Annotated in this window: 9 protein-coding genes; 4 read left to right on the plus strand and 5 right to left on the minus strand. The window is 63.0% G+C overall.

Going from position 1 to position 10,476, the window contains the following annotated elements; genetic code table 11:
- From VNZ93_RS16855 to VNZ93_RS16865, 3 genes are all read left to right on the plus strand, one after another.
- Positions 1-724: SRPBCC family protein (locus tag VNZ93_RS16855; RefSeq protein WP_325707586.1), on the plus strand; the 724-nt coding region annotated here is incomplete at its 5' end.
- Positions 725-726: 2 nt separating this feature from the next.
- Positions 727-1,335: an aromatic-ring-hydroxylating dioxygenase subunit beta gene (locus VNZ93_RS16860; RefSeq protein WP_325707588.1), complete on the plus strand. Its 609-nt coding sequence runs from the start codon at positions 727-729 to the stop codon at positions 1,333-1,335.
- A gap of 182 nt (positions 1,336-1,517) precedes the next feature.
- The gene (locus VNZ93_RS16865) at positions 1,518-2,033 is read left to right on the plus strand and encodes a hypothetical protein (protein WP_325707591.1); all 516 of its coding nucleotides are present in this window, start codon (positions 1,518-1,520) and stop codon (positions 2,031-2,033) included.
- Positions 2,034-2,077: 44 nt separating this feature from the next.
- Here the strand turns inward: VNZ93_RS16865 and VNZ93_RS16870 are convergent, their stop codons facing one another.
- The 5 genes from VNZ93_RS16870 to VNZ93_RS16890 all read right to left on the minus strand — a co-directional run bounded on the left by VNZ93_RS16870 (position 2,078) and on the right by VNZ93_RS16890 (position 9,584).
- Positions 2,078-2,470 (minus strand): hypothetical protein, encoded by a 393-nt coding sequence (locus VNZ93_RS16870; protein ID WP_325707594.1) that lies wholly within the window; start codon positions 2,468-2,470, stop codon positions 2,078-2,080.
- Positions 2,471-2,485: 15 nt separating this feature from the next.
- Positions 2,486-5,635 carry an efflux RND transporter permease subunit gene (locus VNZ93_RS16875; RefSeq protein WP_325707597.1) on the minus strand — a complete coding sequence of 1,050 codons (3,150 nt, stop codon included), beginning with the start codon at positions 5,633-5,635 and terminating at the stop codon, positions 2,486-2,488.
- 13 nt (positions 5,636-5,648) lie between these two features.
- Positions 5,649-7,304: an RND transporter gene (locus tag VNZ93_RS16880; protein ID WP_325707600.1), complete on the minus strand. Its 1,656-nt coding sequence runs from the start codon at positions 7,302-7,304 to the stop codon at positions 5,649-5,651.
- An 86-nt stretch (positions 7,305-7,390) separates the two neighbouring features.
- On the minus strand, positions 7,391-7,810 hold the full coding sequence (locus VNZ93_RS16885; RefSeq protein WP_325707603.1) for a hypothetical protein: 420 nt from the start codon (positions 7,808-7,810) through the stop codon (positions 7,391-7,393).
- A gap of 115 nt (positions 7,811-7,925) precedes the next feature.
- Positions 7,926-9,584 (minus strand): 4-hydroxyphenylacetate 3-hydroxylase N-terminal domain-containing protein, encoded by a 1,659-nt coding sequence (locus tag VNZ93_RS16890; RefSeq protein ID WP_325707606.1) that lies wholly within the window; start codon positions 9,582-9,584, stop codon positions 7,926-7,928.
- Between the two features lie 184 nt (positions 9,585-9,768).
- On the opposite strand from VNZ93_RS16890, the gene VNZ93_RS16895 reads away from it, so the two are divergent.
- The coding region (locus VNZ93_RS16895; protein WP_325707609.1) for an MASE1 domain-containing protein at positions 9,769-10,476 on the plus strand (708 nt) is incomplete at its 3' end.

Below are 10,476 nucleotides of genomic sequence, written 5' to 3' on the forward strand. Positions count from 1 at the left end.
CGGCTACCACGTCGTGTTCTCGCATCGCTCGCTGCTCGACATGGAGAACCGGCTGGTCGCGGAAGGCGACAAGGGCATGTCCTATTACAAGGGCCGCCCGGACGAAGCGCCGATGTACATGAAGTATTTCGGCCACGGCCACCACTTCAAGGACAAACGCCCGAACATGGAGATCAAGCCGGGCGCGATGTGGGCGGTCGAAAGCCCGCATCCCGGCATGGAGCATTACGAAGCCGAACTGCGGCGTCGGCTCGGCGATCGCGCCCCGGAAGCGCTCGACCTCGCCTCCTCCGAGCCGGTCAATATCAACATCTTCCCGAATCTCTCGATCCTCGGAAACCATCTGCAGGTGTTCGAGCCGCTGAGCGTCAACGAAACCAACACGATCTGGTACGGCACCGCCGTCGTGGACGATGAAGGCGTGTGGGGCGACGAGCTGCCGCTGATCAATGCGCTGCGCATGCGCACACAGGAAGGCTTCCCGAATTTCGGCGAGGTTGACGATCTCGCCAACTTCGAGGAGATCCAGCGCGGGCTCGCGGCGTTCGAGGACGAATGGGTCTACATGCATCGCGGCATGGACATTCCGGGCCGCACCGTCGATCTCGGCGACGGCGTGAAGAAGGCGCCGGCGACCGACGAGATGTTCATGCGCGAATACATTCAGTACTGGAAACGGCTGATGCAGACCGAGCCGAATGTCCAGATCAAGCGGGAGCCTTAATCATGCAGGCACAAAAAAGCCAAGCACCGCTGAAGCACGATCCGCACAAGACGTCGTTCTACATCACCGACGCGCTGTACGAGGAGATCATCGCCGATTTCTCGAACTGGCAGCGCGACGACCTCGTCATCAACGACATGGCGGAGCGCGACCTGTTCCGCTCGCTGCTGGAGCATGAAGCGCGGCTGCTCGACCAGGATCGCCTCGAGGACTGGCTGACGCTGTTCACGCCGGAATGCGTCTACTGGCTGCCCTCGACACCGGCCGGCGGCGATCCGCGCAAGGAAATTGCCATCACCTTCGACGACCGGCGGCGTCTGGAGGACCGCGTCTATCGTCTGCGCACCGGCTATGCCTGGTCGCAGAAGCCGAAGTCGCGCACCGTGCGGCTGGTGACGAATGTCGAAGTGTTCGACAGCGGCCGCCCCGATACGCGCATGGTGCGCTCCAACGTGATGATCGCGGAATTCCGCGGCTTCGAGACGCGCTGCCTCTATGGCTGGTGCGGTCATCGTTACACCAAGCAGGACGGCAAGTGGATGATCGCGGTGCGCCAACTCAACCTGATCGATTGCGACCAGTGCATCCGCAATCCCAGCATTGTGCTGTAGGCGGCCTCGCGAAGTACAAGGTCCCTGGCTGAGGCAGAACGAAGCAATACAGGGCAGTGTTGCGAGGAGCAGACCGCGACGAAGCAATCCACCAGGCGACGATCATACTTGTGAATTGCTTCGCTTCGCTCGCAATGACGCGTAATATGGAGCGTCTGCCTGGACGTTCCGCAGGATTCCGCATGCCCGGTCTCGCTTCCGCATTACTGATCGCCATCTCTTGCCTGCTCCTTCCCGCCGCCGGGTTCGCGCAGGACAAATCAGGCCTGCCCATGCAGGGCATCTGGCGCTTCGAAAAGGATTCCACCAATGCGCCGTCGCTATCCTTCGTACGCGACGGCAAGGTGATGTTCCTCGTGCGCGCGGGCCGCACTATCAGCATCTGGTTCGCGTGGCCGGAAGGCCCCCAGACCAAGGGCCCGGTGCGCGTCCGGATCGAAACCGGAGGCAGAAAGCCGTGGCGGCTCGATGGCGACCTCACCACCGAAGACCAGGGCGGCAAACCCGCGATCTATTTCATGCAGAACGACATGGGCATGAGCGACCGCAAGAAGAAATGGGGCAATCTCACGCAGCGCTACAATCAGTTCATCGATGCACTGACCGCAGCCAGCGAGATCGTCATCACCACCAAGCAGGGTGTGCTGCGGCTGCCGCCGGTCAGCATCCCGGACGCACGCAAGGAGATGCAGCTTTGATGCGCATTCCGGGGCGGCCTTGAGGCGCCACGGACCACCCGCGATCAGAATTTCACCGACACCGTCTTTCCGCTCGGCGGCGTGAGTTGCACCACGCCTTTCGGATTCGCCGGCAGATCTCCCGTGACCTTGCCGGTCAGCTTGCCCTCGGCGACGTCCAGCGTGATGCGCTGGCTCTTGCCACCGACCGACAGGATCGCGAGGCCCTTGTAGCCCGTGACTGCGACCGGCTTGTCGTCGTGGTCGGTCACATAGACTTCGAGCGCTTCGCCCTTTGCAACCAGCTCGACATGGTAGTCGCCGGCGTCGACCATCCGGCCGCCATTCTTGCCCTTCTCGGCATGACTGTGCCCATGGCCATGCTTGTGCTGGGCATAAGCCGGCCCCGCTGCACCGAATGCCAGCGCCGCCGCGACAGCAAGCATCTTCAACATCATTGTCAGTCTCCCCGTTTAATAGGATGGCGCGGATGGCGCGGATGGCGCGGCCGCGGCCTGCGCCTCCGGTTCAGGCTTGCTCACGACCTTGAGCCGCTCGATAGCCTTGCGGCCGAAAGCCAGCACGAGAAGCGGCGTCACGAAGGCATCGAGCAACGTCGCGCTGATCAATCCGCCGAAGATCGTCACCGCCACCGGATGCAGGATTTCCTTTCCGGGACTCGCCGGATCAATCAGCAGCGGAACGAGCGCAACACCCGCAGCGAGCGCGGTCATCAGCACCGGCGTCATACGCTCGAGACAGCCGCGTGTGACCAGGTCGTGGCCCCACGGCATGCCCTCATGCAGATGCAGGTTGATGATGTGGCTGATCTTCAGGATGCCATTGCGCGAGGCGATGCCGGTGAGCGTGATGAAGCCCACCATGCTCGCGACCGACAGCGGCTGGCCGACAAGCCATAGCGCTGCGACCGATCCGATCAGCGCCAGTGGCACGCTGCCGATGATGATCAGGGAAAGGACGCTCGATTTGTACCGGCTGTAGAGGATCGCGAAGATCAGAAGCAGCGACACGATCGAGAGCAGACCGATGGTGCGCGCCGCCTGTTCCTGCGCCTGGAACGTCCCTTCGAGATTGACGAAGGTGCCCTCCGGCATTTTGGTCCCGGCGAGGATCGCGCGGATCTGCTCGACGAGCTTCGCCATGTCGACCTTGCCATCCGAATTGGCGAGGACCACGAGACGGCGACGCCCGTTCTCGCGCAAGATCTGATTGGGTCCGACCGTCTCCTTGATCTCTGCGACCTGCCGCGCCGGTATCCAGCCCGCCGGCGTTTCGATCAGGAGGTCGCCGAGACCCTGTGTGGTGCGCAGCGTGTCGGGCAATCGCATTACCACATCGAACCGGCGATAGCCGTCGACCACGCGGGAGATCACGCGGCCGTTCGAGAGCCGGCTGAGCTGCTCGACAACGACCGCCGGCTGCACGCCGTATAGCGCAGCGCGCGCGTAATCGACACGGATCTCAAGCTGCGGGATCAGCACCTGCTTTTCGACCTGGACATCGGTCAGACCGGGAATGGCCGAGAGCTTTGCGCGCAGCTCCTCCGCCGTGCTGCGCATCGTGTCGAGATCGTCGCCAAAAATCTTCAGCGCAATCTCGGACCGGATGCCGGTCAGCATGTGATCGAGCCGATGCGCGATCGGCTGACCGATATTGACCGACAGCGGCAGCACGCCGAGCTTGCTGCGAATGTCGGCCACGATCTCGGTCTTGGGGCGCGACGACGGCTTGAGATCGACCTCCAGCTCGGTGACATGGATTCCTTCGGCATGCTCGTCGAGCTCGGCGCGTCCTGTGCGACGGCCGACCGACTTCACCTCCGGCACCTGCATGATGAGTTGTTCAGCGATGGTGCCGACGCGGTTGGATTCGACCAGCGACACACCCGGATTGAACTGGACCAGGATGTTGAAGGTGCCCTCGTTGAACGGCGGCAGGAACGAGCGCGGCAGAGTGAATGCGGCGACGGCTGCGCCGACCACGAGGATCAGCGTCACGCCGAGGATGAGCCTCGCATTCGCGTAAGCCCCCGTAAGCGCCGCGCCATACCGGCGCTTCAGCACGCGAACCAGCCAGCTTTCATGCTCGTTGAGGCTCTTCAACCCCGGCAGCATGTAATAGGCCATCACCGGCGTCAGCGTGATCGAGACCACAAGACTCCCCAGGATCGCGACGATGTACGCGACACCCAGCGGCGCGAACAGCCGGCCCTCGATGCCGGAGAGCGCAAACAGCGGCACAAACACCAGAACAATGATCATGGTCGCGTAGACGATGCCGGACCGCACCTCCTGCGACGCGCTGACCACGATATCGAAGACCGAGCGCGGATTGCCGAGCGCACGGTTCTCGCGCAGCCGCCGGAAGATGTTCTCGACACCCACCACCGCGTCGTCGACCAGTTCGCCGATGGCGATGGCGATGCCGCCCAGCGTCATGGTGTTGATTGACAGGCCGGCGAAATAGAACACCACCGCCGTGATCAAGATCGAGGCCGGGATCGCGGTAAGCGAAATCACCGTGGTGCGCCAGTTGAGCAGGAAGAGATAAAGGACGATCGCGACCACGACGAAGGCTTCGAGCAGAACGGTCTGCACGTTCCTGATCGAGGTCTCGATGAAGTTGGCCTGCCGGAAGACCAGCTGATCGGCCTTTATGTCCTGCGGCAGGGTCTTATTCAGCTCCGTCAGCGCCTCCTCGATCTTGCGGGTCAGCGAGACGGTGTCGACATTCGGCTGCTTCTCGACCGCGACGATGACCGCGGGCTTGCCCATATAGCCGGAGTCGCCGCGTTTGGCGCGCGCGGCGAACTCCACGGTCGCGACCTGATGCATGAACACCGGCTTGCCATCGACCTTCGCCACGACAATGTTGCGGAGATCATCAAGACTCGTGGTGCGTCCGATATTGCGGATCAGGTATTCGCGCGAATTGAGATCTGTGAATCCGCCGCCGGCATTGGTGCCGAAGAATGCCAGCGCCTTCTCGATCTGCTCATAATTGACGCCGAGCGCGCGTAGCGCCGGAGGCTGCGGCGACACCCGATATTGCCGCACCTCGCCGCCGATCGGAATGACCTGCGCAACGCCGGGGATGCTGAGAAGGCGTGGCCGGATGGTGAAATCGGCCACCTCGCGCAATTCCATGGGCGTCGCGCGCTCGCTGGTGACGGCGACCATGAGGATCTGCCCCATGATCGAGCCGATCGGCCCCATCATCGGGGTGACATTCGCGGGCAGCTGGTCGCGCATCAGATTGAGACGCTCGGACACCAGTTGCCGGTTGCGATAGATGTCGCCCGCCGACCAGTCGAATTCGACATAGACGAACGACAGCCCGACACCCGACACGGATCGCACGCGTGCGACGCCGGGCACGCCATTCATCTGTGTCTCGATCGGAAACGTGACGAGCAGTTCGACCTCGGGCGGCGCGAGCCCCTCCGCTTCGGTCATGATGGTGACGACCTGCTTGTTCAGGTCGGGCAGCACGTCCACCGGAAGCCTGGTGATGCTGTAGCCGCCGAACGCCATCAGCGCGACGCTGAGCGCGAGGATCAGCATGCGGTTGCGAACGGATTGACTCACGAGGAAGGTGAACATCGATGGGCCTCCCTCAGCGCACGTGGTCGAGCAGTTCGGCGCCCTGCACCACGAGACGCTTGCCGGGATCGATCCCCGCCGCGATCAGTACGCGATCGGCATCAAGCGGCTCGATCCGCACCGGGCGCGGCTCGAAGCGTTCGGCGGTCGTGTGTTCGAACACGAAGTCCTGCCCGTTCGCCGCCCGGATCACCGCGGTGCGGGGCACCGCGATTCCGGAGCGTTCAACGCCGGTCTCGGTGAAGACCGTGACGAACTGCCCGGCGCGCAGATCCTTCGCGCCGCCATCGATGGAGAAATGCACCGGGATCGACTGGCTGCGATCGGCTAGGCCCGAGCCGCGGAAGGTCAGCGCGAATGTCCCGCCGTTGCCGGTCTTGGCTGACGCGCGCCCTTTTCCCGAAACCGCATCGAAGCTCAGCGCCTCGACCCACAGCTTTTCCGGGGTCACGATATGGAAGACGATGGCGTTGCTCTGCGCGATCTGTCCGGTGATCGGCGTGCCGTCGGCGATCATGCCGGAGACCGGCGCAATCAACGGCACCGGTTCGCTGCGGATCTTGTCGAGCGCAGCACGCCGGTCCTTCAGCCCTTCGAGTTCAAGACGCGTCTCTTCGACCATGGTGCGCGCCACTGCGCCCGACGTGACGAGAGACTCCTGCCGCGCGAGACGGCGCTGCACGATCGCAATCTGTTGATCGAGTTCGCCCTGCTTCTGGCGCATGTCGGAGACGTCGATCGCGGCAATCGGCGGCGTGATATAGGCGAGGATGTCGCCCTCCTTCACCTGCGTGCCGAGGCGCGGAAAGCCGCCGCGCGGCGGCGAGAGCACGCCGCCAACCGCGGTCTGCACATAGCCGCTGGCATTCGGGTCCGGGATGATGCGCCCCGGCAATTCGACGGTCCGCGCGAATGTGCCCGGCTGCGTCTCGATCGTGCGCAGGCCGAAGATGCGCTGGATCGGCTTCGGCACGAACACGGCACCGTCCGGCTGGCGTTGCGCACGCTGGTCACCGTTCGACGCGGCAGCGGGCTCGGGGCCATGGTCGTGGCCTTCATGCGCCATCGTGCCTGCGGTTCCGACCAGCAGGATCAGCAGCGCCACCGCTCCGCTGCGGCGCGAGCGGCGCAACAGTCCGACAAGCAATGCGCCGACCACGAAGCCGGCAACACCGGTCGCGAGCGGCGATTGCGACAACGACGCGAGGATCATAGCCGCACTGCTCTTTGCAGCGGCGCCACTTGCGCCTGCTGCGGGAGCCGGAACATCGATGCTGACCGGCAGAATGTCGGGATCGCCGCCGGCACTGACGGTAACGATCAGATCGATATGTCCGCCCTTTTCCAGAAACGGCGCATCGAGATGGTAGAGACCCGCGCCGATCGCCCTTGCGGGCGCAGGCCCGGACGGTGTTTCGACTTCGATCCCGGCCTGTTCGACCGGAGCGTTGGTCTTGTATTCGTCGAGATAGATCGCGAGCGTCTTGCCCTGCGCGACAGCGACAATTTCGAAGCGATCCGAATGCGCCTCGCCGCGCGGCGCGGCGGTGGCCGGCGCCGCCGGTGCCTCCGGTCCGTGATCGTGACCCTCATGGGCACGAGGTCCGGTTGCGCCGAACACCAGGACGAATGCCGCCGCGGCAAACACCGGCAGAATCTTGCGGAACATGAAGGTCAGTCCTTCGCATGAACGAAATCAGGCGGCCGCCCATTGAAGGCCGCCGCTCCCGCGTCAGAAAACGCGGGTCGCGATGTTCAGGCGAAGAATTTGGGAGGCCGCGGCGGGCCTTCGCGCGCAAGACCCACGGGCGCGGCCGCGTTGGAATGCAGCAACTGAGAATGCGAAGAAGCGCGCAGGCACGTCCAGACGCTTGGGGCGATCGCAGTGGTGCAACCGGCACAATGTCCGGCACTGCAACAACCACGATCGCTGCAGGGCGTATCCGTACCCACACCGAAATCCGAAGACGCCGGCATTTGGGCGCGGAATTCCGCCAAGCCCGCACGGACGACCATGTCGGCCTTGGCAACGCTGACAGTCGACGCGGCGGAGCCCTTAGCCGCATGAACATGCGGCACGCTTCCATGAGCAGCCGCACCGGTCGGCATCAAAGCGACCAGCATCAGCGCCGCGAAAGCGACGAGTACAGCCGATATGGTGGCCCGGATGGACATGGCACTTCTTACACCAGCCCCGGCGTCGCCCAAACCCTTCTTTTGTCTGGAACCCGCTGGCGGAATGAAGGCACACCCACCTGAATGTGATGCAAATGCGACATCCTGCGCAGGATCAACCGCCCTTTGTCTTCGAAGCAGACTCCAGTTCGTGCGCGATCTGCGGCGAGACCGTGCCGGCGCTACGGATCACGTGATAGCTGAGTTCGTCCGGATCCATCAGGTCCGGCACCTTCCAGCCGTCCAGATCGTATTCCGCCATGCATTGCTCAGCGAAGCCCTGCAGGTTCTTCGCGGTCCCGCTCGCCATCGCACCGAACAACACATAGCGGCGGATTTCCTCGGTCGAGCCGCCGTAATTGATCTCGTACAATTCGTGGCGGCCGCCGAATTCCGAACCGATCGCATCCCAGAGCAGCTTCAAAAGCTTCACGCGATCCACCGCCTCGTAGCCGTTCGATCCGCGCATGTATTTGTCGATATACGGACGGATCTCCGGATTCTTGAAATCGCGCGCCGACGAATTGAGATAGATGAGGCCCGACGCCACGGTCTGCTCGATGATGTGCTTCACCTTCGTATAGGCCATCGTCGAGATGATCTGATAAGCGCCGGCCGGCTCGATATCGGGCAGAAGATAATCGCCGATCCAGGGCTTCGGATTGCGCACCATCGCTTCCGTCATTCCCCAGAACATGTTGCGCCAGACCAGCACCTCGCCGACATTGGCCTGCACGCCGCGGAAATCCTTGGAGCCGGTGGCTTCCACGGCCTTCAGCAGAAGCCCTGCGATGAAGTCGAGTTTCACGGCAAGGCGCGTGCAGCCATGCAGCAAGGCCCGCGGCAGGAAGCCGGTGCGCGGGAAGAAGTTGTTCGCCTTCTCCACGTCGCCGTAACAGAACACGTTCTCCCAGGGCACGAGCACCTTGTCGAGAATGAACACGGCGTCGTTCTCGTCGATGCGGCTCGACAGCGGATAGTCGAACGGCGAACCCATCGCGGTCGATGTCATTTCATACGACGTGCGGCAGATCAGCTTCACGCCCGGCGCGTTGGTCGGGATCATGAAGATCGCCGCAAAGGATTTGTCCTGCACCGGGATCAACCCGTGATGCGCGACGAAGGTGTAGTTGGTCAGCGCCGAACCGGTGGCGACAACCTTCGCCCCGGAGACGATGATGCCCGCATCCGTCTCCTTCTCAACATGGCAGCACACGTCGCCCACTTCGTTCGGCGGCCGATTGCGATCGACCGGCGGATGAATGATGGCGTGATTGACGAACGGCACGCGCTCCTGACAGAACTGATACCAGCGCCTCGCGTTGTCCTGCCACGGATCATAGAAATCGGCATTGGCGCCGAGCGTACCAAGGAAGGCCGCCTTGTAGTCCGGCGCACGGCCGAGCCAGCCATAGGTGATCTTCGCCCATTCCGCGATCGCGTCGCGTCCTGCGACCGATTCCGCGAGATTCTTCGGAGCCTTGAAATAGGCATGCGTCATGCCGCCGTTACCGGTATCGGTCGGGACCAGCAGCTTGTCCTTGTGTTTCGGATCATGCATGGCGTCATAGAGACGGGCCACCATGCGCGCGGTGTTGCGAAACGCCGGATGCGTCGTCACATCCTTCACGCGCTCGCCGTAGATATAGATCTCACGACCGTCGCGCAGCGATTCGAGGAACTGCTGGCCGGTCATCGGCATGGACGACTTGACCCTTCCGGTCGTCGCCGGATCGGCCGCAAAAGCCACCTTGTCGTCGCGAAGCGCCGCCATCCTTGAAACCCTCCCAAAAAGGCCGCGTTATTCGCGGCTCATACGGCGTCGAATGCCCGATTGATTTCAAGCCTCTAGCCAGTCGTTCGCGTACGATATGGAAGCGGTTTTCCGATGGCAAGAGAGCCGCACCGCCCTGTAAAATGACTGACACGCCACGAATGTGGGCAAGGACGCCGGCCTGATGATGACCACCGTTCGATCCCTGACGGGTGGCTTGAATTCGATCACCCAATCCCCGTTTTGGGTCACACGTGTCGCCCTTGGCACCACACTGGTGCTGGTCTTCGTGGTGATGGAATGGCTGAGTTCCATCCACGAATTCATGAGCGTCCCGATCACGCCGTGGAATCCGGGCCTCGGCGTGGTGTTCGCCTTCATGCTGCTGCGTGGTCCGCTCTACGGGCTCGTGCTGTTCGCGGGCATGATCGTCGCGGAACTGGTCGTGGTGCGGACCGAGTTGCTATGGCCGGTCATCGTTGCGATCGCGGGCATCATCTCCCTCGTTTACGGCACAGCCGCAACCGTGACACGCCGCGTGCTGCATCTCGATGCGGGTCTTTATCACCTGCGTGATCTGATCGTGCTGCTGGCCAGCGGCATCGCAGCCGCGCTCGTCACGTCCGCGCTCGTTGCGTTGCTGCTCCTGCTCGACCATCGCATCGAACTCGGCAATGTGCTCACGGCGGCGACGCCGCTTCTGCTCGGCGACATCATCGGAATTGCGGTGATGACCCCGCTGACCTTGCGGCTCGTCATGCTCGCCCAAGGCCGCGGCTCGCTCTCCGGATATTCGCGCCCGATCGCATTCGAAGTTGCGTTCTATGCCGCACTGAGCTGCGCCGCTCTCTACATCATCATCGGCGGACAGAGCGGCAGCGGACTGCGCTAT

The sequence above is a fragment of the Pseudorhodoplanes sp. genome (genome assembly GCF_035565795.1).
In the GTDB taxonomy this organism is placed as follows: Bacteria; Pseudomonadota; Alphaproteobacteria; order Rhizobiales; family Xanthobacteraceae; genus Pseudorhodoplanes.